The following is a 25,295-nucleotide window of genomic DNA, read 5'->3' as shown; positions in this document are numbered from 1 at the left end:
AGACTAATAGGCTGGGGCCGTGACCGAACCACTTGTGAGCAGGATGCGCTTCTTCGGCACGACGATCTTCGCGGAGATGAGCGCGCTGGCCGTGCAGACCGGGTCGATCAACCTCGGCCAGGGCTTCCCCGACACCGACGGCCCCGCCGCCATGCTCGACCGAGCGATGCAGGCCATCGCGGCGGGCGGCAACCAGTACCCGCCCGGGCCCGGCGTGCTGGAGCTGCGGCAGGCCGTCTCGGAGCACCGGGCGGCCCGCTACGGCCTGTCCTACGACCCGGTGGGCGAGGTCCTGATCACGGTGGGCGCCACGGAGGCCGTGGCGGCGAGCGTGCTCGCGCTGTGCGAACCCGGCGACGAGGTCATCGCGTTCGAGCCCTTCTACGACTCCTACGCCGCCTCCGTCGCCCTCGCCCAGGCCCGGCTGGTGCCCGTGACGCTCCGCCCGTCGCAGGGCCGCTTCACGTTCGACCCCGGCGAGCTGCGCGCCGCGATCACGCCGCGCACCCGCGCCATCCTGGTCAACTCCCCGCACAACCCGACCGGCACGGTGTTCACCCGCGCCGAGCTGACCACCATCGCCGAGCTGTGCCAGGAGCACGACCTGATCGCCGTCACCGACGAGGTGTACGAGCACCTCACGTTCGACGGGGTCGAGCACATCCCGCTCGCCACGCTGCCCGGCATGCGCGAGCGCACCGTGATGATCTCCTCGGCGGGCAAGACGTTCTCGGTCACCGGCTGGAAGACCGGCTGGGTGTGCGCCCCTCCCGCCCTGGTCACGGCGGTGCAGACGGTCAAGCAGTTCCTCACGTACACGGCCAGCGCGCCCTGGCAGCTCGCGGTCGCGTACGGGCTGCGGCACGAGCTGGAGTGGGTCGCGGCCCTCGCGGCGTCCCTGCAGGACAAACGCGACCGGCTGATGGAGGGCCTGACGGCTGCGGGGTTCGAGGTGCTGCGGCCGTCGGGGACGTACTTCGTGCAGACCGACATCCGGCCGCTCGGCTTCTCCGACGGCCTGGACCTCACCCGCCGCCTGCCCGACCTGGCCGGCGTCGTCGCCATCCCGACCCAGGTCTTCTACGAACGCCCCGAGCGCGGCCGCCACTACGTGCGCTTCGCGTTCTGCAAGAAGGACGAGGTCATCGACGAGGCCGTCACCCGGCTCAAGCGCCTGTCCACCTGAACGGAGAGTAGCGGCCTCGCCGTTGCCGTGGCCGCCGGGAATGACCGAGGTCGAGGAGATCGCCGACGTGCGGCGGACGCTCGTCCCCTTCCGGCCGCGCGGTTCCTGCGGTCAGTCCCGGCGGTCAGTCCCGGTGGGCGGGTTCGTCCAGCGGGGTCAGCGCCGCCGTGGCCTCCACGTGGTCCATGCCCGTCGCCTGCAGCAGGTCCACCACCACCGAGCGCAGCTGTGCGATGATCACGTGCGCCGAGAAGCCCAGCTCCCGGGGCCGTTCCCGGGCTGCCACCGCGAGCAGCGCCTGCCTGGCCAGGGTCGGTTCGCGCCCGGCCCCCAGCTCCAGCTGCAGCAGCAGCGCCGCCTCCGACACCTCGCGCATCGCCTCCGCCAGCGCGGCAGGGGGCGGGCTCGCCTCGCCCAGCGACGACAGCGTCCGCCTGGCCAGCACCCGCGCGTTGCGCAGCGCCAGGTCCACGGGCACGGCCGCGGTCTCGTAGCGGGCCAGGCGGGCCCGCCGGTGCCAGTGCAGCGGCGAGATCATGGTGATCTCCTTGCTGGTCTGCAGCGCCGCCCCGAACTCCTCGACCGCCGCCTGCGTCGTGCGCGCCTCCTCCAGCGCCTCGGCCGCAAGGTCCGCGTCCCGCCGTTCGATGGCCTGGGCCGCCTGCTCCAGCACCGTGGACAGGGCGTCGAGCACCGCCGACAGATGCTTGGCCGCGATCGCGAACGGGCTCGCGGGCAGCAGCGCCACCGCCGCGATCGCGATGACGCCGCCGGTGAGCGCGTCCGCCATCCGGTCCAGGCCGCCCGCCCCCTCGCTGGGCACCAGGGTCGCCACCAGCACGGCCGACGAGCCCGCCTGCGCCACGAACAGCGCCCCGCTGTTGAGCAGCACCGCCACGGTCATGGCGAGCCCCACCACCAGGGCGAGCTGCCAGGCACCCGAGCCGATCCACGACACCAGCAGGTCGCCCACGCCCACGCCCACACTGACCCCGACGACCAGCTCGACCACCCGCCGCAGCCGCTGCCCCAGGCCCACGCCGACGCAGATCAGCACGGAGATCGGGGCGAAGAACGGCCGCGGGTGGCCGAGCAGTTCGATCGCGACCACCCACGCGATGGCCGCGCCGGCCGCGCACTGCGCGATCGAGGGCGCGATGAGGCCGAACGTGCCCATCCGCTCCTTGACGAGATCGTTGAGCCGGGTTCGCACCACTCCACGATGGCGGATCTTTATGACATTGGGGTCACGTTTGCCCCTTTTCGTCAGGGCTGTGCGGGTGGGTCCAGCGGGGGCAGGGCGGACAGCGCGTTCTCCCGCTCCACGCCCGTGGCCTGGAGCAGGTCCACGATGATCGAACGGAGCTGCGCGTTCATCACGTCCGCGGAGAACCCCCACCGTCCGGTCCCCAGCCGGGACGCCGCCGCCCGCACCGCCGTGCCGGTCCTCTTCGGCTCCCGGCCCTCGGCCAGCTCGTCGCGCAGCAGCAGCGTCGCCTCGGCCAGCTCGCGCAGCGTCCCGGTGAACCAGGGCGGCAGCCGGTCGCCGTCGTCGAGCGCCACCATGGCCCGCCTGGCCAGCACCCTGGCGTTGCGCAGGGCGTGGTCGAGCGGGTCGGCCGCCCTCTCGTACTCCGCCGGACGGGAGCGGTAGCGGCGATGCATCGGGGAGAGCCTGGCGATCTCCAGGCTGGTTTCCAGCGCCTGGCGGAACACGTCCACGTGCGCCTGCGTGCCCCGTGCGGCCTCCAGCGCCGCCGCGGCCATGGCAGGGTCGGAGCGCTCGATCGCCTCGGCGGTCGAGCGCAGCACGCCCGCCAGTGAGCCGAAGAGCGCCGCCGCGTGCCGCGTGACCAGCCGGGACGGGCTCGCCGGCAGCAGCGCCACCGCGGCCAGCCCCATGAGACCGCCGATCAGGGCGTCCACCATCCGGTCGAGGCCGCCGGTGCCGCTCGGCGGCAGCAGGGTGGCGACCAGCACCGCCGACGACCCCGACTGCAGCACGATCAGGGTGCCGCGGTCGACGAACACCGCGACCGCCATGGCCAGCGCCACGACCAGCATGATCTGCCAGGCGCCCGTGCCGATCCACGACACCAGCAGGTCGCCCACGCCGATGCCCAGGCTGACTCCGACGACCATCTCGGCCGCCCGCCGCAGCCGCTGCCCGAGGCCCACGCCGATGCAGATCACCACCGCGATGGGGGCGAAGAACGGCCGGCTGTGCCCGACGACCTCCGTGGCCACGAGCCAGGCGAGCCCGGCGGCGACGGCGCACTGGCCGATCGAGGGCGCCATCAACCTCAGCCTGCTCAGCCGCTGGTGTACCTGCATGTCACGCGGCCACTACCCCCTCCACCCGCCGCCACGCCCCGGCGTCCAGGAAGCGGGGAAACGGTTCGCCGCCCCCTCGCGCCCGGCGCGTCCAGGCTCCCAGGATCGCGTCCGCCGCGTTCCGTGCCCGGCGCGTTGAGGCTCCCAGGATCGCGTCCGCCGCGTCCCGTGCCCGGCGCGTTGAGGCTCCCAGGATCGCGTCCGCCGCGTCCCGCGCGTTCAGACCCCCAGGAACGCGTCCACCGTGCGGAGGAACTCCTTGCGGGCGCCGACGTGGATCAGGTGGCCCGCCTCGATGGTGACCAGCTTCGCGCCCGGGATCCGCGCGGCCGTCTCTCCCGCGTCGAACGGGCTCGCCGCCCCGCCCGACAACACCAGCGTCGGCGCCGTGATGGCCGACAGCGCCTCCCGCCACGCGGGACCGGGGTGCAGGAACTGCCGCTCGGTCTCGTGCACCATCCGCCAGTCGAACCCGGTGGACCCGTCCTCCACGACAGGTGGGCGGTCGCGCAGGGGCAGCGCCGGCACGTCCTCCAGCACGAGCCGCTCGACGCGCTCCGGATGACCGCCCGCCACCAGGCAGGACAGCACGCCGCCCAGCGAGTGCCCGACGACCGTGGCACGCGCGGCGCCCACGTGGTCGAGCAGCGCGACGAGGTCCGCGGCCATCCCCGGCAGCGTGTACGTCCCCGGCCGGTCGCTGCGCCCGTGCCCCCGCAGGTCGGGCACGATCACGTGGTGGCGCGCCGCGAAGTGCTGGGTGATGCCGTTCCAGTCGTTGTGGTCGGCGGTACGGCCGTGGACCAGCAGCAGCGGGGGAGCGGCCGGGTCGCCCTCCTCCCGATAGACCAGCTTGATGCCGTCGAGCTGCGCTTCGCGAATCACGTCCGCGACCCTACCGCCGCGGGCGCTGAGCGCAGGTTGACATCATCGGCGGCCTTCATGGGCACACCTTGACCGTGAACACCGCCGACCGGGCCGGGCTGGCGTCGCCAGCCGCCCTCCGGGACAGGGCGGGTGACCGGTACAGGAGAAGGGGCGTGGCATGCCGGACCCGATCGAAGTGCGCAAGGTTCCCATCGAGAGCGTCACCGACGCCTCCGGGCTGTCGCGGCTCATCGCCGACGGCATGATCGAGGCCGAACGGGTGCTGGCCGTCATCGGCAAGACCGAGGGCAACGGCGGCGTGAACGACTACACGCGCATCCTCGCCGACCTCGCCTTCCGCGAGGTGCTCGCCGAGCACGGGCACCCGGCGCCGGAGAGCGTGCCGCTGGTGTGGTCGGGCGGCACCGACGGCATCCTCAGCCCGCACGCCACCATCTTCGCCACCACCTCCGACGCCCCCGCCACCGACGAGCCGCGCCTGTCGGTCGGGGTGGCGATGAGCGAGGTCATCCTGCCGGAGGACATCGGCCGCCCCGCCATGGTGGAGAAGGTCGCCGCCGGGGTCCGCGAGGCCATGAAGATCGCCGGCATCGACGACCCTCGTGACGTGCACTACGTACAGACCAAGACGCCGCTGCTGACCCTGGCCACCATCACCGACGCCAAGCGCCGCGGCCACGACACCGCCATCGAGGAGACCGGCCCCTCGATGGACCTGTCCAACTCCACGACCGCCCTCGGCATCGCCGTGGCCCTCGGCGAGATCGAGATGCCGCGCGCCGACCAGATCCACAAGGACCTGTCGCTGTACTCGTCCGTCGCCTCCTGCTCGTCGGGGGTGGAGCTGGACCGGGCGCAGATCGTGCTCGTGGGGAACGTGCGCGGCATCGGCGGGCGCTACCGCATCGGCCACAGCGTCATGAAGGACGCCCTCGACGCCGACGGCATCTGGGCGGCCATCCGCGACTCCGGCCTGCCGCTGCCCGAACGGCCCCACCCGTCCGACCTCGGGGAGCGGCTGGTGAACGTCTTCATGAAGTGCGAGGCCGACCCGTCCGGGCGGGTGCGCGCTCGGCGCAACATCATGCTGGACGACTCCGACGTCCACTGGCACCGCCAGATCAAGGCCGCGGTGGGCGGCGTGGCCGCCTCGGTCACCGGCGACCCGGCGGTCTTCGTCTCGGTCGCCGCCGTCCACCAGGGCCCCTCGGGCGGCGGCCCCGTGGCCGCCATCTCCGACCTGAGCTGACCCGGCCCCTCAGGTGACGTCGGCTCAGGTGACGTCGGCGCCCGCACTTTCCCGGACCGCCGGTGGGCGCCGGTAGTCTCCGGAGTTGTGCCGAGCATTCCGCAACCTCTCGACCCGCACGACGACGGCTCCGTCGCGCCGGCGGTGGCCGCCGCGCTGGCCGCCTACGACGCCGGTACGACCGGCCCCGCCGAGGTCCTCAACGCGCTGAGCGGCGCCCGCCTGCTCGTCCCCGTCGTCGCCCTGCTGACCGAGTCCGAGGTCGGCGCCCACGGGCTGCGGCAGGAGAAGGAGAGCGAGATGGCGCTGCCCAAGCTCGTCGGCCAGGACGGCAGGCAGGCGGTGCTCGCGTTCACCGGCACGGAGTCGATGGCCAGGTGGCGCCCCGACGCCCGCCCGATCCAGGCCGGCACGCTGCAGGTCTGTCAGGCCGCCGTCCAGGAGCAGGCCGCCGCGGTCGTGGTCGACGTGGCGGGCCCGGTGCAGTTCGTGATCGAGGGAGAGGTGCTGCGGGCTCTCGCCGCCGTCGAGTCCGGCACCGTCACCGACCTGCCCGGCGCGACCGTGGCCACGGTGCAGCCGGCGCCCCGCAAGCGCCGCTGGTTCTCCAGGCGCTGACAGGCGAAAACGGCATAGCCCCGATGCGGGGGAGCGGGGCCGGTCTAGGGTCTGGGCGTGGTCGCACTCATGGCGCTGCTCGGCCTGGTCTGCGGGGGCCGGATCAGGGCGCTGGCCGACTCCTACGACGACGGCGTCACCCCGGCGCCCGCCTGGCCGCCACTCACGGAGCTCGCGACCGCCGCCCTGGCCGCGCTGGTCGCCTGGCAGGCGGGCCTCCCGTACGCGTGCTTCGCCGTGATCGGGGCCGCGCTGGCGGTCATCGACTGGCGCACGTACACACTGCCCGACGCGATCACGCTGCCCGCGTACCCGATCATGGCGCTCGCGCTCGCGCCCACCGGCGAGCTGCCGCGCGCGCTGGCCGGAGGGGCGGTGCTGGCGGCCGCGTACGGGCTGCTCTGGTTCCTCAGGCCGGACGCGCTCGGGTTCGGCGACGTCAAGCTGGCCGGCCTGATCGGCATGGCCGCCGCCGCGCTGGGCTGGCAGGCGCTCGTGGTGGCGGCCTTCCTCGGGCAGCTGTACGGCGCGCTCTACGGCCTGTCCCTGCTGCTGACCCGGCGCGGCACCCGGCACACGCAGTTCCCGTTCGGCCCTTTCATGTTGCTGGGCGCGTTCACGACACTCTGTCTCACGTGGTGACCGACGGACATCCCACCCGGCGGCACGTGGAAGACTTGTACGCATGTTGCGCTGGTTGACCGCCGGAGAGTCCCACGGCCCCGAACTCGTCGCCATCCTGGAGGGCCTGCCGGCCGGGGTCGAGGTGACCACGGCCGCCATCGGCGAGGCCCTGCGCCGCCGCAGGCTCGGCTACGGGCGCGGCGCGCGGATGAAGTTCGAGGAAGACCAGGTGACGATCGCCGGCGGCCTGCGCCACGGCCGCACGATGGGCAGCCCGGTCGCCGTCCGCGTCGGCAACACCGAGTGGCCCAAGTGGGAGAAGGTCATGTCGGCCGACCCGGTCGACCCGGGCGAGCTGGAGGGCCTGGCCCGCAACGCGCCGAGGTCCCGCCCCCGCCCCGGCCACGCCGACCTGGCCGGCATGCAGAAATACGGCTTCGACGACGCCCGCAACGTGCTCGACCGGGCCAGCGCCCGCGAGACCGCCGCCCGGGTCGCGCTCGGCGAGGTCGCCCGGCGCTTCCTCAAGCAGGCGCTCGGCGTCGACATCGTCAGCCACGTCACCGAGATCGGCGGCGCCCGCACGCCGTCGGAGACGCTGCCCGGTCCCCACGAGCTGGCCCGCATCGACGCCGACCCGGTCCGCTGCGCCGACCCGGGCGGCAGCGCCGCCATGGTCGAGGTGATCGACAAGGCCCACAAAGACGGCGACACGCTCGGCGGCGTCGTCGAGGTGCTCGCCTACGGCCTGCCGCCCGGCCTCGGCAGCTACACCCACTGGGACCGCCGGCTCGACTCCCGGCTCGCCGGGGCGCTCATGGGCATCCAGGCCATCAAGGGCGTCGCGGTCGGCGACGGCTTCGAGACCGCGCGCAGGCCGGGCTCCCGCGCCCACGACGAGATCGAATACTCCGCCGAGGACGGCGTGCGCCGCATCACCAACCGCGCGGGCGGCGTCGAGGGCGGCATGACCAACGGCGAGATCCTGCGGGTCAGCGCCGCGATGAAGCCGATCTCCACGGTGCCGAGGGCGCTGGCCACGATCGACGTCAAGACCGGCGAGGCGGCCAAGGCCCACCACGAGCGCTCCGACGTGTGCGCCGTCCCGGCGGCGGGCGTCGTGGCCGAGGCGATGGTCGCGCTGGTGCTGGCCGACGCGGCGCTGGAGAAGTTCGGCGGCGACTCCGTCGAGGAGGTCGCCCGCAACCTGTCCGGCTACCTATCTTCAATGGTGATCAAATGACCAAGGCCGTGCTGATCGGGGCTCCCGGGTCCGGCAAGACCACGCTCGGGCGGATGCTCGCCGAGCGGCTCGGCGTCGCCTTCCGCGACACCGACGCCGACGTGGAGGCCGTGGCGGGCAAGCCCGTCCCCGACATCTTCGTCGAAGACGGCGAGGCCCGCTTCCGCGAGCTCGAACACGAGGCCGTACGCCGCGCGCTGGCCGAGCACGACGGCATCCTGTCGCTGGGCGGCGGCGCCGTCCTGCACGAGGAGACGCAGGCGCTGCTCGCCGGCCACCACGTCGTCTACCTCCAGGTGGGCCTGTCCGACGCGGTCCAGCGGGTCGGCCTGGCCTCGGCCCGGCCGCTGCTCGTGCTCAACCCGCGCAGCCAGCTGAAGAAGCTCATGGAGGAGCGCCGCCCGGTCTACGAGCGGCTGGCCTCCCAGACGGTGGTGACCGACAAGCGCGAGCCGGAGGAGCTCGCCGACGAGATCGTGCAGGGGCTGCCGTCATGACCGCCACGCGCATCCCCGTACGCGGCGACAGCCCGTACGACGTCGTGGTCGGCACCGGCGTGCTCGGCGAGCTGACCACCCTGCTCAAACCGGGCGTGCGCACGGTCGCGGTGATCTTCCCCGAGACGCTGCCGCAGATCGCGAAGCCGGTGTGCGCTGCGCTGTCGCAGGCCGGTTACACGGTGGCCGAGCTGCCCGTGCCCGACGGCGAGCAGGCCAAGACCGTCGAGGTCGCGGCCGGGCTGTGGTCCGCGCTCGGCCGGCACGGCGTGACCCGCTCCGACGCCGTGGTCGGCGTGGGCGGGGGCGCGACGACCGACCTGGCCGGGTTCGTGGCCGCCACCTGGCTGCGCGGCGTGCAGGTCGTGCTCGTGCCCACGACGCTGCTGGCCATGGTCGACGCCGCGGTCGGCGGCAAGAACGGCATCGACACCCCCGAGGGCAAGAACCTCGTGGGTACGTTCCTGCCGCCCGCGGGCGTGCTGTGCGAGCTGTCCACGCTCGACGGCATGCCGAGGGCCGACTACGTCGCCGGGCTCGCCGAGGTCATCAAGGGCGGCTTCATCGCCGACCCCGAGATCCTCACGCTCATCGAGGCCGACCCCGAGGCCGCCACCAGCCCCGCCGGCCCCCACACGCGCGAGCTCATCGAGCGCAAGATCCGCGTCAAGGCCGACGTCGTGGGCGCCGACCTGCGCGAGGCCGGCCTGCGTGAGATCCTCAACTACGGCCACACGCTCGCCCACGCCATCGAACGCGAGGAGCACTACGCCATCCGCCACGGCGAGGCCGTGGCCATCGGCATGGTCTACGCCGCCGAGCTGTCACGCCTGTCCGGCCGCGCCGACCTGGTGGCGCGCACCCGCTCGATCCTCACCGCCGTGGGCCTGCCCGTCTCCTACCACGCCGGGGCCTGGCCGCGGCTGCGCGACCACATGCGCCTCGACAAGAAGAACCGCGGCGCCAAGCAGCGCTTCGTCGTGCTCGACGGCCTGGCCGAGCCCGGCCGCCTCGAAGACCCCGCCGAAGACCTCATGGAGGCGGCGTACAAGGAGGTCTCTGCGTGACACCCGCGGCGAGGGAAGAGTTTCGCCATGCCTGTGTCGTGGCCGGGGTGGCGGCGCGCGCCCTCGCGGGCTTAGGACTACAGTCATACGTCCTTGCGCAGCCCCCTATCCCGGAGATAACACCACCTCATGAGGCACTACAAGTCCTTCGTCGCCCTCGGTGACAGCTTCACAGAAGGACTGAACGATCCCGGTCCGGACGGTCACTACCGTGGCTGGGCCGACCGGGTGGCCGAACGGCTCGCGGCCGACGACTCCTCCTTCCGCTACGCCAACCTCGCCGTACGCGGCAAGCTGCTCGACCAGATCGTGGCCGAGCAGGTGCCGCTGGCCGTCGAGATGGCGCCCGACCTGGTCAGCTTCTGCGCCGGCGGCAACGACCTGCTGCGGCCGGGCAGCGACCCCGACGTGATGGCCAAGAAGCTCGCCCGGGCCGTGCGCGACCTGCGGGCCGGCGGCGCCGACGTACTGCTCTTCACGGGGGTGGACCCGCGCGACACCCCGCTCATGCGCCGCCTGCGCGGCCGTTTCGCCATCTTCTACCTGCATGTCCGCTCGATCGCCGACCTGTACGGGTGCCGGCTGGTCGACCAGTGGTCGATGCAGGGGCTGCGCGACTGGCGGGCCTGGAGCCCCGACCGGCTGCACATGAACGAGGACGGCCACCGGCTCGTCGCCGCCCGGGTGCTCGACGTGCTGGGGGTGCCGTTCGAGGACTGGCGCAAGGACTGGCCCGAACGCTCGCTCGACCCGCGGGCCCGCCGCCGCGAGGACGCCCAGTGGATGCGCGAGCACCTCGTGCCCTGGGTCTCGCGCCGCCTGCGCGGCGTCTCCTCCGGCGACGGCCGCACCCCGAAACGCCCCGACCTCGACCCCTGGGCCTGACCCCAGGCACCCCGCGCCGCCATCGCGCCACCTGGCCCATCACCTGGCCCATCACCTGGCCCGCCGCGTCGGGCTGTCGCGTCTGCCCGTCACGTGCGTTGCCTCCTCGATGGCTCCGCCGCACCGATCCGGCGGTGGCGGCGGAGCCGTCCGCGGGGTCGGCGCCAAGGCCGTACGACCGAGTCCAGTCTGAGCAGCTCCTGTAGCCGGGCTCCTTCCTCGGCCCATGTCCGCAGCGCCTCGCGGTCGACGAGGTGAATGCCGACCTCGGCGGCGAACTCCACGGCCCCCTTGGTGAACGACCCATTGGTCACGACGGCGGCGACGTCGGCGCCGTGCGCGTGCTCCGCCGTGCCGTTGACCTGGTAGATGACCCGTGCGTCGACCTTCCTCCCGGTGATCGTGTGCTTGCACTGCACCACGATCACCCGTCGGTCCCCGTCGCGGCCGATCACGTCGGCGGCCCTGTCGCCGGCTCCGCCCACCCGCCTCGCGTCGACGCCGTCGCGGATCATCAGGTCGCGTACGGCGTACTCGAAGGCGGTGGGGTCTAGCCGGTCGATCTCGGCGGCGAGGTCGAGCCGCAGGTGGGCCAGTCGCTCGGCGCGACGGCGCCTGGCGGCCGCTCTCCAGCGCATGCGACCGGCCAGGACCACCGCCGGGACGCAAATCGCCGCGACGCCGGCGTACCACCTGCTGAGCAGCAGATCGACCAGGGCACTGATCGCCTCGACGGCGAGCAGCACCCCGAACAGCGCCGCGATCGCGGCGGCGATCCATTCGCCGCCGCCGGACGACGGGCGAAGCCGGACGCGCGACCGCAGCCACGTCCACGCGGCCCTGCTCACGGGTGGGGAGCCTGCTGCGCCGGGGCGACCTGCTCTGTGGGAGCCTGCTGCGCCGGGACGCCGGCCGGGGCGACCTGCTCTGTGGGAGCCGGGGCGGGAGCCTCGGACCCGACGGCCTGTACCGCCACCCAGGCCGCGACGACGGCGACCGCCGGCATCGCCCAGCCCGCGCCTTTCCTGGATTTGCGCCTGGGCTTATTCACCCAGTGGCCGCGCCGATAATACCGCTCTGCCATGGCCTGCCTCCGATGCGAATGTGGAGTGGTTCGCATGCAGGTAAACAAAGGCAGCCGACAAAAAGACGTCAAGTGCGGCCGGAAAAGCGCGCCGGGACGCGACCAATTCATTCTCCGACGTTCAGCCGGTCACCTGGAAGAGGCTCTGACCTGCCGCATCGCCGCAGATCCGCGATTTTTCCGCTCGACGAAGAAATCCGCTTCCTGCGTCAGGCGGATTCGGCCGAGAGGCGCTTGAGCGCGGCCCTCGGGACGGCCGGGTCGGTGGTGCGCCAGAACGGGGGCAACGAGCCCAGCAGGAAACCGCTGTAGCGGGCCGTGGCGAGGCGCGGGTCGAGGACGGCGATCACGCCTTTGTCGTCCTGCGACCGCAGCAGCCGCCCCACGCCCTGCGCCAGCAGCAGGGCGGCGTGGTTGGCCGCCACCGCCATGAACCCGTTGCCGCCCCGCGCCTGCACGTGACGCTGGCGGGCGGAGGTGAGCGGGTCGTCGGGCCGGGGGAACGGCACCCGGTCGATGATCACGAGCCGCAGCGACGGCCCCGGCACGTCGACCCCCTGCCACAACGACAGCGTCCCGAACAGGCACGTCGGCTCGTCCTCGGCGAACTGCTTGACCAGCAGCATCGTCGAGTCGTCGCCCTGGCACAGCAGCGGCACGTCGAGCCGGTCGCGCAGCGCCTCGGTGGCCGCCTTGGCCGCGCGCATCGAGGAGAACAGCCCGAGCGTGCGCCCGCCGGCCGCCTCGATCAGCTCGGCGATCTCGTCGAGGTACTGCTGGGGCAGGCCGTCGCGGCCCGGCTGGGGGAGGTGTTTGGCGACGTACAGGATGCCGGAGCGGGGGTGGTCGAACGGCGAGCCCACGTCGATGCCCTGCCAGCCCTTGCCGTCGCCGAGCCCCCACTGCGCGGCCAGCGCGTCGAAGGTGCCCCCGAGCGCCAGCGTGGCCGAGGTGAGCACGACCGTGCGCTCACCGAACAGCTTGTCGCGCAGCATGCCGGCCACGCTCAGCGGCGCCACCCGCAGCGCGGGCGGGCGCCGGTCGGTGCCGGCGTCGAGCCAGACGACCTCCGCCCGGTCGGCCTCGGTGGCGTGACCGTACGCCTCCAGCATGCGCACCGCCGTGTCGTGCACGTCGTCGAGCGCCGTGAACGCCGCCTTGCGCTGCCCGGCCTTGTCGGGGTCGTCCTTGTCGGCGTTGCGCGGGCCCAGGGCGGTGATGCAGCGCCAGGCCGTGTCGCGGACGAGCTGCAGGGTCAGCCCGAGCACCTGCGGCAGCTCGTCGATGCGCCCGGGCGGCGCGGCCGACAGCAGCGCCTTGAGGTCTTCGCCGGCCTCCAGCAGCTGGTCGGCGATGGGCTGCTCGATCAGCCGGCCGACCCGGCGGACGGCGAGCGTCACCGACGCCTCCGACAGCTCCGAGGTGACCACGGAGGTGACCCGGTCGGCCAGCTCGTGGGCCTCGTCGACCACGACGACGTCGTGCTCGGGCAGCACCGGCAGGTCGCCCATGGCGTCGATGGCGAGCAGCGCGTGGTTGGTCACCACCACGTCGGCGTCGCCGGCGCGGGCCCTGGCCAGCTCGGCGAAGCACTCGGCGCCGCTCGGGCAGCGCGAGGCCCCGAGGCACTCCTGGGCGCTCACCGAGAACTGCCGCCAGGCCTGCTCGCTCACCCCGGGGACCAGCTCGTCGCGGTCGCCGGTCTCGGTCTCCTCGCCCCACTCCTGGATGCGCTGCACCATGCGGCCGGTCGCGCTCACCTCGCGCGGGTCGAACAGCTGGTCCTGCTCGTCGTCCTCGGGCCAGCCCGCGGTGGCCTTGTAGCGGCACAGGTAGTTGCGGCGGCCCTTGAGTATCGCGTACGTCGGCTCGTGCGGCAGCTCCTTGCCCAGCGCCTCGGCCAGGCGGGGCAGGTCGCGGTCGACGAGCTGGCGCTGCAGCGCGATGGTGGCCGTGGAGATCACGACCGGCTTCTCGCTCTCCATCGCGTGGCGGACCGACGGCACCAGGTAGGCCAGCGACTTGCCGGTGCCCGTGCCGGCCTGGACGGCGAGGTGCTCCTCGGCGTCGAGAGCCTTCTGCACGGCCTGCACCATGGTGATCTGGCCCTGCCGCTCGCTCCCTCCGAGAGCGTTGACCGCGATGCTGAGCAGTTCGTCGACTGACGGGAGATGGGAGTCCGGCACGACAGTAAACGCTACCGGCAATCCGCCGTCGCCGCGCCGAACGGGCTGTGATCGGCCGGACGCATCCCGGCGTTCCCGGACCCCTACGCCGGGAGGCGTGGCAGACTGGACGATCGGGACTCCAGGTGGTCCAGGGCGTGGGACCGGAGGGGGCTCCCGGTGTAGGTGGGAAGGCCGGTTCATTAGGGTTTTCCGAGGTTGAGTGGACGAATAAAGGCTGGTTAAAGCAATATGTCCTCCATGTCGGAAGTTGTCCCGTTGCCGTCGTTCGGCGAAGTCTTCTTCGATGCCCGAGGTCAGGAGCGGTGTCTCCGGGTCACCTGGCACGAGGGGACACTGGTCCTCAGCCTGTGGCGCGGCGAGATGTGCACAGCGAGCTTCCGCATGCCGATGGAGGACGTCGGCCGGTTGCTCGACACCCTTGACGAGGGCTTCGCCGAGGCCACGGGCGAGCAACCCGCGGTGCCGGCCCAGGACCCGGGCACGGAGATCATCCCCGGCACCGGCCAGTACCACCGGCCGCCCCAGCACGCCCAGCAACCGCCGCCTGCGCCCCAGCAGGAGGAGCGGCAGGCGGCCTCCCTGTCGCCCACCGACGTGCTCGTGGCGCGCGGCAACCCGCCGCAGGACAAGCTCGTGGCGTCCTACAGCGAGACCACGGCGCCCAGGGACACGACTCCGGCCTACGGCGACCACCGGCCCTTCACCGGCCCCCAGTACGTCGAGCCGAACCAGTACACCGAGCAGCCCGCGCCGCAGTACGAGCAGACCGGGCCGCAGCGGGCCTACACGGGCGATCCCTTCAGCGGCCCGCAGCCGGCCTACACGGGCGACCCCTTCAGCGGCCCGCAGTACACCGGCGACCCGCTCAGCGGACCCCACTACGCGCAGCCCGACTCGTTCACCGGCCCCCAGTACAGCGAGAACGAGCCCGTCTACCAGATGCCCGGCGACCAGCGGCGCTCGTCGCCGCTGAGCACCGACCCGCTCGGCTTCCCGTCGCAGGCGGCCGACCCGTACCAGTCGTCGCCGGCGCGCTCCGACGCCTACCCTCCGTACCCGTCCGATCCGTACGGAAGCCGGGGTTCCGAGGCCTACGAGCAGCCGCAGCCCAGCGCGGCCGGCCTCGGCACCCCCATGCACGGCATCCCAGGAGCGGGCCGCCCCCGGCCGCCCATCCAGCAGCGTCAGCAGCCGGCGCAGCCCGCCCGCGACGACTACGCGCCCTACCAGACGCCGCCGCCCAACCCCGTGGACCCGCTGCTCGCCCTCGGCCGGCAGGAGTACACGCCCCAGCCCGGCCGGCAGGCCGACCCCAGCATGTCGCGGCCGTACATCGGGGACCCCATGTTCTCCACGGGCGAGCGCCTGCGCCCCGAGCAGCAGGATCACCTCGACGGAGGCGACCGCAGGGAGTGGTGAGAGCGCCCGCCGTCGCGGCGGGTACGCTCTGCGCGGGACGATCGGCCCGCCCGGACCGACCTGGCCACACCGTGGCGCGTGATCGGCCCTGACGGATCGTGCGGGGAGGGGCTGCCGGTGGACGCGACCATGGGCCTGCAGTTGCTGCTGGTGGCCGCCGGGGCGATCGGCGTGGCCGCCGTGGCCCGGCGCAAGGGCTGGCCGGCGCCGCTGCTGCTGGTGGCCGCGGGCCTGCTCCTCTCGCCGCTGGTGCCGCCGGTGCCGCTGGAGCCCGAGCTCATCCTGTACGTCTTCCTGCCGCCGCTGCTCTACTCCGCCGCGTTCGAGAGCTCCTACCTGCGCCTGCGCGACGTCAAGCGCACGGTCGGCCTGCTGTCGGTGGGGCTCGTGCTGTTCACCGCGGCCGCCGTCGGGACGGTCGTCCACCTGATGCTGCCCGACCTGCCGCTGGCGCTGGCGTTCGCGCTGGGCGCGATCGTCGCGCCGCCCGACGCGGTGGCCGCCGTCGCGGTCGGCCGCCGGCTGGGCCTGCCGCGCAGGGCGCTGACCGTCCTCATCGGCGAGAGCCTGTTCAACGACGCCACCGCGCTGACGCTCTACCGGGTGGCGATCGGGGCGGCCCTCGGCGGGGCCGTCAGCCTCTGGGAGGGCCTGGGGCAGTTCCTGCTCGCCGCGGTGGGCGGTGTGATGATCGGGCTGGCGCTGGCGTTCGCGTTCGCCTGGTTGTTCCGTTACACGCGTGACTCGCTGGTCGAGAACACGCTGATGCTGCTGATCCCGTTCGCCGCCTACCTCGCCGCCGAGTCCGTGCACGCCTCCGGCGTCATCGCGGTCGTGATCATCGGCCTCTATCTCGGCAACCGCATGCACCTGCAGGGGTTCGGCACCCGCCTGGTGTCCACCGCGGTGTGGCGGGTCACCGACTTCCTGCTCGAAGCCGTCGTGTTCGCCCTGATCGGGCTGCAGTTCGTCACCGTGACCGAGGGCATCATCGGCTACGGCGCCTGGGAGGTCGCCGGCTACGCCGCCGCGGTGCTGGTGGTGACGATCCTCAGCAGGTTCGTGTGGGTCTTCACGGTGACGTCCCTCGTCAGGTTGCTGAGTCGTGCGGAGTCCAGGCCGCCGCCGGGGCAGCGGGTGGTCCTCTCGTGGGCCGGCATGCGCGGCGTGGTGTCGCTGGCGGCGGCGTTCGCCATCCCGCCCGATGTGCCCGCGCGCGACCGGGCGCTGCTGCTGTTCCTGACGTTCACCACCGTGATCGGCACGCTGCTCATCCAGGGCACCACGTTCCCCGCGCTGATCAGGCGGCTCGGCGTGTCGAGCGAGCGGGAGCGGTACGAGGACCGGCTCGCCGAGGCGGCGGCCCAGCAGGCGGCGCTCGACGCCGGCGTGGCGGAGCTGGAGCGGCTCATCGCGCAGGAGGGGGAGCCCGACGAGATCCAGGCGCAGGTGATCGGCAACCTGAGGGACAAGTCGTGGCGGCGTTCGCTGAGCGCGTGGGAACGGCTGGGCGGCGGCACCTCACACGGCGGCGCCGAGACGCCGAGCGCCCTCTACCGGCGCCTGCGCCGGCAGATGCTGCAAGCCGAACGGCAGGTCTTCGTCCGGCTGCGCGACGAGCGCCGTCTCGACGACGAGGTGCTGCACGAGGTGATGGCGCAGCTCGACTTCGAGGAGGCGATCCTCGAACGCGACTAGGCCATCTGGTTGTCCACGAAGCACCAGCGCCATTCCTCGCCGGCCTCGAACGACTGGATCACCGGGTGGCCGGTGGAGTGGAAGTGCTGGGTCGCGTGCTTGTTCGGCGAGGAGTCGCAGCACCCGATGTGGCCGCAGTCGAGGCAGCGCCGCAGGTGGACCCACCGGCTGCCGGAGGCCAGGCACTCCGCGCAGCCCTCGGGCGTCTGCGCGGAGGGGTCGTCGGCGTGGGAAAGATGCTCACATATTGCCATACGGCAATCCTAGGACCAGCGTTCCGACCGGCTCACGGCCGGTTCCCGCCGGTGAGCCGCGGGGCACGCGCGGCCGGAGCTCCCGGGGCATGGCGTCGGCACCCGTGTTCCGGTTTCGTCACCGAACTGTAGATCTGAGGCGGGTGTCCGGACACCGGTCCGGCGTTCAGACTGAGAGCAGGTAGCGGGTGGGTACCGCCCGTCCCCCAAGCCGAGGAGGGCCGATGCTTCCGGGGTGTGGCTCGTGCAACTGCTCAGATCCCCTGTCCACCGCCAAGCCGCCGTGGTGGCAGTCGTACCTGACGTCACAACTGCGATGACGTGACGGCGGAGCCCCGTCCGGGAGGCCGGACGGGGCTCCGCCGCCGCTCCGCCCGCCGGTCAGCGCGCGTAGAAGCGGCGGTGCAGCTCGCGGATCTCCTCGGCCAGCTCCGGCACGGGGCCCTCCACGGTCACCCCGGGGGCCACCTCGTTGACCGGCAGGGTGCGCACGGGCGGCGCGGGCACGCCCAGCTCCGCCAGCCAGGCGCCGAGCTGCGCGGAGGAGGCGGCGTAGACGATCCGCCCCAGGCCCACCCAGGCGTGTGCCGCCGCGCACATCGGGCAGTGCTCGCCGGAGGTGTACACCGTGGCGGCCGCCCGCTCCTCGGGCGGCAGGTGCTCGGCCGACCACCGGGCGAGCGCGAACTCCGGATGCCGCGTACGGTCGCCGGCGGCCACCCGGTTGTGGTCCTCGGCCAGGATGAGGCCGTCGCCGGAGACCAGCACCGAGCCGAACGGCTCGTCGCCCAGCTCCAGCGCCCGCGCGGCGAGGTCGACGCAGCGGCGCAGGTACGGCAGCTCAGACGAGTCGATCATGAGTCCCTCAACGTCCCAGCCTCGGCATTTCTCATCATTACCCAACGAAAGTAACGGACTTCCGAAAGTGCACGAAATCTCGCATTTCCCCATGTCATGTACGGGAAACCCACCTTGAGGTCACTGAAAATCGGTTGATTCGCCGTACTAATCTGGTGGGGATGCCTCCCGATACGCACATACCTCGCCGTCCCCTGCTCTCCTCCAACTCCCTGTGGCGGATGAAGTCGTATCTCCGCCCCTACGTCGTCAGATTGGTGCTCATCTGGCTGATGGCGATCGTCGGCATCGCCGCCGCCATCTCGCTGCCTCTCATCATCGAGAGGGTCGTCGACGGCCCCGTCGCCCAGGGCGACACCGGCGCGCTGCTCCCGCTCGGGCTGCTCGCGATCGGCGTCGGCGTGGTCGAGGCCATGCTGATCTTCCTGAGGCGGTGGCTCCAGGTCAAGCCGGTCCTCGGCCTGGAGACCGCCATCCGCAACGACCTGTACGCCCACCTGCAGCGCCTGCCCATGGCCTTCCACGGCGACTGGCAGTCAGGTCAGCTGTTGTCACGGGCCACCACCGACCTGTCGACCATCCGGCGCTTCCTGGGCTTCGGAATGCTCTTCCTGGTCATGAACATCCTGCAGGTCGTCACGGTCATCGTGCTGCTGCTGAACAAGTACTGGCCGCTCGGGCTGCTGGTGGCCGCCTCGGCCGTGCCGATCGTCTGGACCTCGCTGCGCTTCGAGAAGCGCTACATCAAGATCTCCCGCCAGGTCCAGGACGAGCAGGGCGACCTCGCCACGTTCGTCGAGGAGTCCGCGATCGGCGTCCGCACGATCAAGGCCTTCGGCCGCCGGCACCACGTCTACGACCGCTACGACGACGCCGCGCTCAAGGTGTACGGCACCTCGATGGACAAGGTCAGGTTGTCGGCGCGGTTCTTCTCCTTTCTGGAGATCATCCCCAACATCACGCTGGCCATGGTGCTGCTGCTCGGCGCGCTGGCCGTCGGCACGGGCGGGCTGACGCTGGGCGCGCTGGTCGCCTTCACCACGCTGATGCTCCAGCTCGTGTGGCCCATCGCGAGCCTCGGCTACATCCTGGCCATGGGGCAGGAGGCGATGACCTCCGCCGACCGCGTCATGGAGGTCCTGGACACCGTCCCCGCGATCGAGGGCGGCACCGAGACCATCGACGAGCCGCGCGGCCACCTGCGCTTCGAAGGTGTCGGGTTCCGCTTCCCCGACTCCGACGAGCCGGTGCTGCACGACGTCCGGCTCGACGTCCGGCCCGGTGAGACGGTCGCCGTCGTGGGCGCCACCGGGGCGGGCAAGACCACCCTGACCGCGCTCGTGCCGCGCCTGATCGACCCCACCTCCGGCCGCGTCACGATCGACGGCCACGACATCCGCGACCTCGACCTGAGCACGCTGCGCTCGGTGGTGGCCACCGCGTTCGAGGAACCGACGCTGTTCTCCATGAGCGTGCGGGAGAACCTCATGCTCGGCCGGGCCGACGCCACCGAGGAGGAGCTGGCCGACGCGATCCAGACCGCGCAGGCCATGTTCGTCTACGACCTGCCGTGGGGCCTCGACACCCGCATCGGCGAGCAGGGCCTGTCGCTGTCCGGCGGGCAGCGCCAGCGGCTCGCCCTGGCGAGGGCCGTGCTGAGCAAGCCGCGCATCCTGGTGCTCGACGACACCCTGTCGGCGCTCGACGTCGAGACCGAGGCCCTGGTGGAGGAGGCGCTGCGGCATGTGCTGCGCGAGGCGACCGGCATCGTGGTCGCCCACCGCGCCTCCACCGTGCTGCTGGCCGACAAGGTGGCGCTGCTGCGCGGCGGCACCATCACGCACGTCGGGAAGCACCACGAGCTGCTGGCGCGGGTGCCCGAATACCGCGAGCTGCTGGCGCAGGACGCCGACTTCGACGACGCGGCGGAAGGGGCTCTGCGATGACCGCGACCGCTCCCGAGACCAAGCAGTCCGCCGGATCGTGGCGCGGCGTCGCCGCCGAAGACCAGGACGAGCTGTCCGAGAAGGTCTCCGTCCTGCTGCGGGCCCGTTCGCGGCGGCTGCTCGGCGACTTACTGGCGCCGCACCGGAAGAAGATCGCGCTGCTCGTGGCGATCATCGTGGTCTCCAACGCGGCCGGGTTGTCGATCCCCTTCCTGGTGGCGATCGGCATCAACGAGGGCATCCCGCCGATCACGAACGGCGACGGCCCCCGTGTGCTGCTGACCGTGGTCGGGGTGATCGTGGGCGCGGCCGTCACTCAGGCGATCACCCGGCAGGCGTTCCTGCGCCTGGCGGGCACCATCGGCCAGAGCGTCCTGCTGGAGCTGCGCCGCCGCGTCTTCGACCACTTCCAGCGGCTGTCGCTGAGCTTCCACGAGAACTACACCTCCGGCCGGGTGATCTCGCGGCTGACCTCCGACATCGAGTCGATCGCCGAGCTGCTCCAGTCGGGGTTCGACGCGCTGGTCAAGGCCGTGTTCACCATGGTCGGCACGGCCGTGCTGCTGCTCATCATGGACGTGCACCTCGGCCTGGTCGCGCTGGTGCCGATCCCCGTCCTGCTGGTGTTCACCCGGTGGTTCCGGCAGCAGTCCACGATCGTCTACCGGCGCACGCGCGAGACGGTGGCGCTCGTCATCGTGCACTTCGTGGAGTCGATGACCGGCATCCGCGCGGTGCAGGCCTTCCGCAGGCAGCCGCGCAACCAGGAGATCTTCGAGCAGCTCAACGACGACTACCGTGAGGCGAACGCGCGCAGCATGCAGCTCGGCGCGACGTTCATGACCGGCATCAAGCTGATCGGCAACTTCACGATCGGCGCCGTGCTGCTCTACGGCGGCCACCTGGCGATCCAGGGCGAGGTCGAGGTCGGCACCCTGGCCGGCTTCCTGCTCTACCTGCGCCAGTTCTACGAGCCGATGCAGGAGGTCAGCCAGTTCTACAACACCCTGCAGTCGGCGGGCGCGGCGCTGGAGAAGCTCTCGGGCGTCCTCGAGGAGGAGCCCGGGGTGCCCGAGCCGCGCGAGCCCGCCGCGCTGCCGGGCGGCCGGGCCCGCGGTCAGGTGCGCTTCGACGACGTCAGGTTCGCCTACGTCGAGGAGATGCCGATCCTGCCGCGCCTCGACCTGACCATCCCGGCCGGGCAGAGCGTGGCGCTGGTCGGCGCGACGGGCGCGGGCAAGACGACGCTGGCCAAGCTGATCTCCCGCTTCTACGACCCGACCGGCGGCCGCGTGCTGCTCGACGGCGTCGACCTGCGCGACCTCGACGAGCCGACGCTGCGCCAGGCCGTGGTCATGGTGACGCAGGAGAACTTCCTGTTCAGCGGTACGGTCGCCGACAACATCCGGTTCGGCCGCCCCGACGCCACCGACCGCCAGGTGCGCGAGGCCGCCAAGGCCATCGGCGCGCACGAGTTCATCTCCGCGCTGCCCGACGGCTACGACACCGAGGTCGGCAAGCGCGGCGGCCGCATGTCGGCCGGGCAGCGCCAGCTCGTCGCGTTCGCCCGGGCGTTCCTCGCCGACCCGGCGGTGCTCATCCTTGACGAGGCCACCTCCAGCCTCGACGTGCCGAGCGAGCGGCTCGTGCAGCGCGCGCTGCGCACGATCCTCGCCGACCGGACCGCGCTCATCATCGCGCACCGGCTGTCGACCGTGGAGATCGCCGACCGGGTGCTGGTGATGGAGCGCGGCCGCATCGTCGAGGACGGGCCGCCCGCCCAGCTCATCGCGGCCTCCGGCCGGTTCGCCGGGCTGCACCGCGCGTGGCTGGAGAGCCTCAGCTAATGGCCCGCGTGCGCCGCCGCGATGATGTACAGCTCGTACCCGAGGAACAGGACGAGCGGGACGCCGAACGCGATCAGCAATCGGCCGGGCAGTTTGCTCCGCCGGGCGGCGGGCGCACTGTCCGGCCAGGACACCGGCGCCGGTGCGAACACCGGCGCCGGCCCCGGCTCGGGCTCGGCGACGAGCTCGGGGTGGCGGGCCAGATACCCGCTGGGAAACGACGTCAGGTGGTGCGCGCCGCAGCTCGGGCATGAGCTACCCGCCCACGGCGGCTGCACCGGCACTCCCGCGCTGAGCCAGATCTCCGCGCGCTTGCCGTAGGCGTCACAGAGGCGTCTGACGACGAACTCCTCTTCCCAGACGTATAAGCAGCGCAGGCATTCGTAGGGCCACATCTCGCGGGTCTCGAACCCGTCCAGCACTCGGACCACCCCCCGGATCGCCGTTCGCGTCCCGAGTGTCCGTCCGGTCTCCTACGCCCTTCAAGACGGGCTTGTGACACTGTTAGTTATGGAATGCTCACCAGGTGTCAAGTTATGGGTCAGTACGCCGGCCTTCGCACCGGCCGTCGCACTGGGCTGAGCAGCGGCGTCGGGTCGGGAGCGGGCGGCTCGGGCGGCGGGGCCGCCGCCGGGTGGTGCGCCAGGTAGCCGTCCGGGAACGTGGTGGCCTGCTCGCAGCCGCACTTCGGGCAGCCGGCGCCCGACGACGGCGGTGGCACCTGCACGCCGGCCTGTAGCCGGACTTCGCCCTCGTTGCCGTGGTGGTCCTCGATGCGCCTGACGATGGAGTGCTCTTCCCACACATGCCAGCAGCGCCGGCACTCGAAGGGCACGGTCCTGTGGATCTCTACCGATGAGGTCACCCCCTTCGTCCGGGTCTTCGCCTCCATGCCGCGCTCTCGGAACCGGAGGTCATCGAAGGGTGAGCACAAAGGTGAACGCGCCCGCGACCAGGCACAACGTGCCGAGCCAGGCGAACCGCGCGTCGAGGTCGTCGTCCAGCGGCCGCCCGGAGTGCAGGGCCTCCTGCACCCGGCGGAACCGCAGCCTGGTCCTGATCAGCAGCACGCCGCCGCAGAGCGCCGCCAGCGCGAAGCCGGCGGCGCCGATCTCCGGCAGGCCGTGCCTGAGGGACAGCCCGGCCGCGCCGAGCCCGGCGGTGGACAGGGCCACCGCCGTGCGCACCCAGGCCAGCCGGGTGCGCTCGCTCTGCAGCCCGCGATCCCAGACCTCGTCCTCGGCGTTCATGCCGCGCTCATGTGCGGGCGGACACGATGATGAGGACGAGTGCCGCCACCGCCACGAAGGCGACGCCGTAGCCGAAGACGGCGGCGAGCGCCGGGGGCGGGAGCGGCTCCTGCGCGCGCAGGGCGCGCTGGATGTTGCGCCAGCGAGGGTAGGCCATGCCCGCCGCCAGCGCCGACAGGCTCACCAGCACCACGGCCAGCGCGGTGCGGATCCACGGCACGAACACGTCGGCCGGCACCGCCGCCATGGCCACCCCGCCCGCGCTGAGCGCCAGCGCCGTGCTCAGCCAGGTGAGGAAGGTGCGTTCGTTGGCCAAGGTGAAACGCGGGTCGGGTTCCATGGGAAAACCCTAATTCGACCCCATTTCCCCTAGAGATGTTGGGATTGCGGTCAGCCGCCGCCCCCGCAGGCCTGTGCGACCTTCTGCGCGTACGCGGTCGCCTCGGTGCCCACCTTCTGGGCCGCGTCGACGGTGTCGTTGACGTCGTTGACGGTGATGCCGGTCAGCGTCGTGGCGAGCTGGTCGGAGGCCTCCTTGAGCGTGGTGTTGGAGGCCGTGTCGGCCACGCCGTTGAGCTTGGACGCGGCGTCGTCGATGGCCTTGTCCATGGCCTGTGGGTCGTTGGTCAGGTTTGCTATGTCGGCGACCAGCTCCGTCATGATCTTCGGCGCTTCCAGGCATGCCTGGGCACGGTCGATGGTGTTGTTGACGTCGCTGCAACCGGCGGCGAGCACACCGGCGGTCACGACGGCCAGAGGCACGAGCAGGTTCTTGAGGAGACGCATGTCATTGACCCTACCCAAGCGCTCGGCCACGTGGCGTGACCGGAAGATTTCGGACGGCATCCGTCTGTTCGCTGGTGTATCCCAAAGAGATCCTTGACTTCTCTTTGCCTAAGCTTGATGATCCCAAGCATGTCTTTGGAATCCTTGGGGCCGCGGCGCGTGCTCGACAACCCGGCGGCGATGCGGGCCTTCGCCCATCCCGTCCGGCTGGCGCTGCACGAGCTGCTGCTGCGCGGGGGGCCGGCCACGGCCGCCGAGGCCGCCCGCGAGGTCGGCATCAGCCAGGCGCTGGCCTCGTACCATCTGCGGCAGCTGGCCAGGTACGGCTTCGTGGAGCAGGCCGAGGCGCGCGACGAGCGCGAGCGGCCGTGGCAGGTGACCGAGGCCGTCCAGGAGTGGTCCGACGCCGAGCCAGGCTCCGAGACCTCGGCCGCCCGGGGGCTGCTGGAGCGGGTCATGGCCGAGCGGGCGCTGTCGCGGCTGGTCGAATGGCAGCGCCGCCGCCAGGACGAGACCGGTGAATGGCGGAACGCCGGCGGCATCGGCAACAGCTACGTCTACGCGACGACTGAGGAGATCGCGGCGCTCGGCGAGGCGCTCAAGGGGCTGCTGGAGCCGCTGATGGCGCGGGCGTTCGACCCGTCGGACCGGCCCGAGGGGGCCCGGCCGGTGCTGCTGACGCAACTGGTGGTCCCGCTCCCACCGACCGGCCGCCCGGAATGAGGGCCGGGATGGGCGCCCGTACGAGAGCCGGATGAGGCGGCTGCTCGCGGGAAACCCGGACTACCGGCGGCTGCTCGCGGCGGGGCTGATCTCGCAGACGGGCGACTGGGCGATCAGCACCGGCCTGGCCTTCCACGTCTACCAGCTCACCGGCTCGGCGCTGTCCACCGCGACGATGCTGCTGGTCTCGCGGCTGCCGGACGTCGTGCTCGGCCCGGCCGCCGGGGCGCTGGCCGACCGCTGGGACCGCCGCCGCCTGCTCGTCGCCGCGGACCTGCTGCTCGCGGTCGCGCTGCTGCCCCTTCTCGCGGTACGCGAACCCGGCCAGGTGTGGATCGTCTACACCGTCGCGCTGGCGACCGGCGTGCTCGGCACGGTGCTCGTACCGGCGCAGAAGGCGTTGCTGCCGCAACTCGTCACCGGGGCGCAGCTCGTCCGGGCCAACGCCCTGCACGGCCAGAGCGGCCAGGTCGCCCGGCTGCTGGGGGCGATGGCCGGCGGGGTCGCGGTCGAGGCGGGCGGCCTGGCCGCCGTCGTCTGGATCGACGTGGCCAGTTTCCTGCTGTCGGCACTGCTGCTGTGGCGGGTGCGCCCGCCGGTCGCGGATCCGGCGCCCGCCCGGGAACGGGGCCCGGCGGGCGGGGCGTGGG

Annotated in this window: 27 protein-coding genes; 14 read left to right on the top strand and 13 right to left on the bottom strand. The window is 72.3% G+C overall.

Translation table 11 applies throughout. The annotated features are described in order from the left end of the window. Nucleotides 1-19 precede the first annotated feature (19 nt). Complete coding sequence (locus tag E1286_RS20885) at nt 20-1,186, top strand: pyridoxal phosphate-dependent aminotransferase (RefSeq protein WP_132615027.1); 1,167 nt, start codon at nt 20-22, stop codon at nt 1,184-1,186. Between the two features lie 124 nt (nt 1,187-1,310). Here the strand turns inward: E1286_RS20885 and E1286_RS20880 are convergent, their stop codons facing one another. The 3 genes from E1286_RS20880 to E1286_RS20870 form a co-directional block, all read right to left on the bottom strand. Then, nucleotides 1,311-2,399 carry an FUSC family protein gene (locus E1286_RS20880; protein WP_132615025.1) on the bottom strand — a complete coding sequence of 363 codons (1,089 nt, stop codon included), beginning with the start codon at nt 2,397-2,399 and terminating at the stop codon, nt 1,311-1,313. Between the two features lie 53 nt (nt 2,400-2,452). After that, nucleotides 2,453-3,484: an FUSC family protein gene (locus E1286_RS20875; RefSeq protein WP_246075010.1), complete on the bottom strand. Its 1,032-nt coding sequence runs from the start codon at nt 3,482-3,484 to the stop codon at nt 2,453-2,455. A gap of 255 nt (nt 3,485-3,739) precedes the next feature. Continuing rightward, complete coding sequence (locus E1286_RS20870; RefSeq protein WP_132615021.1) at nt 3,740-4,405, bottom strand: alpha/beta fold hydrolase; 666 nt, start codon at nt 4,403-4,405, stop codon at nt 3,740-3,742. Nucleotides 4,406-4,565: 160 nt separating this feature from the next. On the opposite strand from E1286_RS20870, the gene bar reads away from it, so the two are divergent. The 7 genes from bar to E1286_RS20830 all read left to right on the top strand — a co-directional run bounded on the left by bar (nt 4,566) and on the right by E1286_RS20830 (nt 10,591). Continuing rightward, entirely contained in the window at nt 4,566-5,657 is a 1,092-nt protein-coding gene (gene bar, locus E1286_RS20865) for a barbiturase (protein WP_132615019.1), read from the top strand. Nucleotides 5,658-5,744: 87 nt separating this feature from the next. After that, nucleotides 5,745-6,275 carry an SseB family protein gene (locus tag E1286_RS20860; protein WP_132615017.1) on the top strand — a complete coding sequence of 177 codons (531 nt, stop codon included), beginning with the start codon at nt 5,745-5,747 and terminating at the stop codon, nt 6,273-6,275. A 57-nt stretch (nt 6,276-6,332) separates the two neighbouring features. Continuing rightward, on the top strand, nt 6,333-6,917 hold the full coding sequence (locus E1286_RS20855; RefSeq protein WP_132615015.1) for a prepilin peptidase: 585 nt from the start codon (nt 6,333-6,335) through the stop codon (nt 6,915-6,917). 43 nt (nt 6,918-6,960) lie between these two features. Continuing rightward, nucleotides 6,961-8,142, top strand: a complete 1,182-nt coding sequence (gene aroC, locus E1286_RS20850; protein WP_132615013.1) for a chorismate synthase — start codon at nt 6,961-6,963, stop codon at nt 8,140-8,142. Then, nucleotides 8,139-8,639 carry a shikimate kinase gene (locus E1286_RS20845; RefSeq protein ID WP_132615011.1) on the top strand — a complete coding sequence of 167 codons (501 nt, stop codon included), beginning with the start codon at nt 8,139-8,141 and terminating at the stop codon, nt 8,637-8,639. Before aroC ends, E1286_RS20845 begins: the two co-directional genes overlap by 4 nt. After that, nucleotides 8,636-9,706: a 3-dehydroquinate synthase gene (aroB, locus tag E1286_RS20840; RefSeq protein WP_132615009.1), complete on the top strand. Its 1,071-nt coding sequence runs from the start codon at nt 8,636-8,638 to the stop codon at nt 9,704-9,706. Before E1286_RS20845 ends, aroB begins: the two co-directional genes overlap by 4 nt. A gap of 129 nt (nt 9,707-9,835) precedes the next feature. Further along, nucleotides 9,836-10,591 carry an SGNH/GDSL hydrolase family protein gene (locus E1286_RS20830; RefSeq protein ID WP_132615007.1) on the top strand — a complete coding sequence of 252 codons (756 nt, stop codon included), beginning with the start codon at nt 9,836-9,838 and terminating at the stop codon, nt 10,589-10,591. 89 nt (nt 10,592-10,680) lie between these two features. Here E1286_RS20830 and E1286_RS20825 read toward each other — a convergent pair whose 3' ends face one another. From E1286_RS20825 to E1286_RS20815, 3 genes are all read right to left on the bottom strand, one after another. Then, nucleotides 10,681-11,439: a restriction endonuclease gene (locus tag E1286_RS20825; RefSeq protein WP_223190169.1), complete on the bottom strand. Its 759-nt coding sequence runs from the start codon at nt 11,437-11,439 to the stop codon at nt 10,681-10,683. Further along, on the bottom strand, nt 11,436-11,675 hold the full coding sequence (locus E1286_RS20820) for a hypothetical protein (RefSeq protein WP_132615005.1): 240 nt from the start codon (nt 11,673-11,675) through the stop codon (nt 11,436-11,438). The genes E1286_RS20825 and E1286_RS20820 overlap by 4 nt, the downstream gene beginning before the upstream one ends. Nucleotides 11,676-11,884: 209 nt before the next feature. Continuing rightward, nucleotides 11,885-13,861, bottom strand: coding sequence for an ATP-dependent DNA helicase (locus E1286_RS20815; RefSeq protein ID WP_132615003.1), 1,977 nt, complete (start codon nt 13,859-13,861; stop codon nt 11,885-11,887). A gap of 240 nt (nt 13,862-14,101) precedes the next feature. Between E1286_RS20815 and E1286_RS20810 the strand changes: the two genes are divergently transcribed. After that, complete coding sequence (locus E1286_RS20810; RefSeq protein WP_132615001.1) at nt 14,102-15,283, top strand: hypothetical protein; 1,182 nt, start codon at nt 14,102-14,104, stop codon at nt 15,281-15,283. Between the two features lie 78 nt (nt 15,284-15,361). After that, entirely contained in the window at nt 15,362-16,981 is a 1,620-nt protein-coding gene (locus E1286_RS20805) for a Na+/H+ antiporter (protein WP_246075009.1), read from the top strand. Here E1286_RS20805 and E1286_RS20800 read toward each other — a convergent pair. Together E1286_RS20800 and E1286_RS20795 are read right to left on the bottom strand one after the other, a co-directional pair. Beyond that, nucleotides 16,978-17,235 (bottom strand): UBP-type zinc finger domain-containing protein, encoded by a 258-nt coding sequence (locus E1286_RS20800; RefSeq protein WP_132614999.1) that lies wholly within the window; start codon nt 17,233-17,235, stop codon nt 16,978-16,980. The two genes, E1286_RS20805 and E1286_RS20800, sit on opposite strands and share 4 nt — an antisense overlap. Nucleotides 17,236-17,616: 381 nt before the next feature. Further along, nucleotides 17,617-18,093 (bottom strand): nucleoside deaminase, encoded by a 477-nt coding sequence (locus tag E1286_RS20795; protein WP_132614997.1) that lies wholly within the window; start codon nt 18,091-18,093, stop codon nt 17,617-17,619. A 221-nt stretch (nt 18,094-18,314) separates the two neighbouring features. Between E1286_RS20795 and E1286_RS20790 the strand changes: the two genes are divergently transcribed. Together E1286_RS20790 and E1286_RS20785 are read left to right on the top strand one after the other, a co-directional pair. After that, nucleotides 18,315-20,039, top strand: a complete 1,725-nt coding sequence (locus E1286_RS20790) for an ABC transporter ATP-binding protein (protein ID WP_132614995.1) — start codon at nt 18,315-18,317, stop codon at nt 20,037-20,039. Further along, nucleotides 20,036-21,886, top strand: a complete 1,851-nt coding sequence (locus tag E1286_RS20785) for an ABC transporter ATP-binding protein (protein ID WP_132614993.1) — start codon at nt 20,036-20,038, stop codon at nt 21,884-21,886. Before E1286_RS20790 ends, E1286_RS20785 begins: the two co-directional genes overlap by 4 nt. Here E1286_RS20785 and E1286_RS20780 read toward each other — a convergent pair. The 5 genes from E1286_RS20780 to E1286_RS20760 form a co-directional block, all read right to left on the bottom strand. Then, a complete protein-coding gene (locus tag E1286_RS20780) occupies nt 21,883-22,308 on the bottom strand; it encodes a hypothetical protein (RefSeq protein WP_132614991.1) in 426 nt (141 codons plus the stop codon). The two genes, E1286_RS20785 and E1286_RS20780, sit on opposite strands and share 4 nt — an antisense overlap. A 119-nt stretch (nt 22,309-22,427) precedes the next feature. Further along, nucleotides 22,428-22,778, bottom strand: a complete 351-nt coding sequence (locus E1286_RS20775; protein ID WP_132614989.1) for a hypothetical protein — start codon at nt 22,776-22,778, stop codon at nt 22,428-22,430. Between the two features lie 22 nt (nt 22,779-22,800). Continuing rightward, a complete protein-coding gene (locus tag E1286_RS20770) occupies nt 22,801-23,136 on the bottom strand; it encodes a DUF202 domain-containing protein (RefSeq protein ID WP_132614987.1) in 336 nt (111 codons plus the stop codon). A 7-nt stretch (nt 23,137-23,143) separates the two neighbouring features. Continuing rightward, complete coding sequence (locus E1286_RS20765; protein WP_132614985.1) at nt 23,144-23,476, bottom strand: YidH family protein; 333 nt, start codon at nt 23,474-23,476, stop codon at nt 23,144-23,146. A 50-nt stretch (nt 23,477-23,526) separates the two neighbouring features. Then, nucleotides 23,527-23,922 carry a hypothetical protein gene (locus E1286_RS20760; RefSeq protein WP_132614983.1) on the bottom strand — a complete coding sequence of 132 codons (396 nt, stop codon included), beginning with the start codon at nt 23,920-23,922 and terminating at the stop codon, nt 23,527-23,529. Nucleotides 23,923-24,051: 129 nt separating this feature from the next. Here E1286_RS20760 and E1286_RS20755 point away from each other — a divergent pair, with 129 nt between their 5' ends. Continuing rightward, a complete protein-coding gene (locus E1286_RS20755; RefSeq protein ID WP_132614981.1) occupies nt 24,052-24,645 on the top strand; it encodes a helix-turn-helix domain-containing protein in 594 nt (197 codons plus the stop codon). Between the two features lie 31 nt (nt 24,646-24,676). Further along, a partial coding sequence (locus E1286_RS20750; RefSeq protein WP_132614979.1) for an MFS transporter occupies nt 24,677-25,295 on the top strand: 619 nt, incomplete at its 3' end.

This window comes from Nonomuraea terrae, from assembly GCF_004348995.1.
In the GTDB taxonomy this organism is placed as follows: domain Bacteria; phylum Actinomycetota; class Actinomycetes; order Streptosporangiales; family Streptosporangiaceae; genus Nonomuraea; species Nonomuraea terrae.
This window is presented reverse-complemented; position numbering and strand designations above follow the sequence as displayed.

Excerpts from the sequence above, each read along its gene's own strand:
- E1286_RS20845 (WP_132615011.1), top strand. The coding sequence starts at position 8,139 with ATGACCAAGGCCGTGCTGATCGGGGCTCCCGGGTCCGGCAAGACCACG.
- E1286_RS20820 (WP_132615005.1), bottom strand. The coding sequence starts at position 11,675 with ATGGCAGAGCGGTATTATCGGCGCGGCCACTGGGTGAATAAGCCCAGG.
- aroC (WP_132615013.1), top strand. The coding sequence starts at position 6,961 with ATGTTGCGCTGGTTGACCGCCGGAGAGTCCCACGGCCCCGAACTCGTC.
- E1286_RS20785 (WP_132614993.1), top strand. The coding sequence starts at position 20,036 with ATGACCGCGACCGCTCCCGAGACCAAGCAGTCCGCCGGATCGTGGCGC.
- E1286_RS20875 (WP_246075010.1), bottom strand. The coding sequence starts at position 3,484 with ATGGCGCCCTCGATCGGCCAGTGCGCCGTCGCCGCCGGGCTCGCCTGG.
- E1286_RS20795 (WP_132614997.1), bottom strand. The coding sequence starts at position 18,093 with ATGATCGACTCGTCTGAGCTGCCGTACCTGCGCCGCTGCGTCGACCTC.
- E1286_RS20775 (WP_132614989.1), bottom strand. The coding sequence starts at position 22,778 with ATGGAGGCGAAGACCCGGACGAAGGGGGTGACCTCATCGGTAGAGATC.
- E1286_RS20765 (WP_132614985.1), bottom strand. The coding sequence starts at position 23,476 with ATGGAACCCGACCCGCGTTTCACCTTGGCCAACGAACGCACCTTCCTC.
- aroB (WP_132615009.1), top strand. The coding sequence starts at position 8,636 with ATGACCGCCACGCGCATCCCCGTACGCGGCGACAGCCCGTACGACGTC.
- E1286_RS20770 (WP_132614987.1), bottom strand. The coding sequence starts at position 23,136 with ATGAACGCCGAGGACGAGGTCTGGGATCGCGGGCTGCAGAGCGAGCGC.
- E1286_RS20760 (WP_132614983.1), bottom strand. The coding sequence starts at position 23,922 with ATGCGTCTCCTCAAGAACCTGCTCGTGCCTCTGGCCGTCGTGACCGCC.
- bar (WP_132615019.1), top strand. The coding sequence starts at position 4,566 with ATGCCGGACCCGATCGAAGTGCGCAAGGTTCCCATCGAGAGCGTCACC.
- E1286_RS20810 (WP_132615001.1), top strand. The coding sequence starts at position 14,102 with ATGTCGGAAGTTGTCCCGTTGCCGTCGTTCGGCGAAGTCTTCTTCGAT.
- E1286_RS20790 (WP_132614995.1), top strand. The coding sequence starts at position 18,315 with ATGAAGTCGTATCTCCGCCCCTACGTCGTCAGATTGGTGCTCATCTGG.
- E1286_RS20755 (WP_132614981.1), top strand. The coding sequence starts at position 24,052 with ATGTCTTTGGAATCCTTGGGGCCGCGGCGCGTGCTCGACAACCCGGCG.
- E1286_RS20800 (WP_132614999.1), bottom strand. The coding sequence starts at position 17,235 with ATGGCAATATGTGAGCATCTTTCCCACGCCGACGACCCCTCCGCGCAG.
- E1286_RS20830 (WP_132615007.1), top strand. The coding sequence starts at position 9,836 with ATGAGGCACTACAAGTCCTTCGTCGCCCTCGGTGACAGCTTCACAGAA.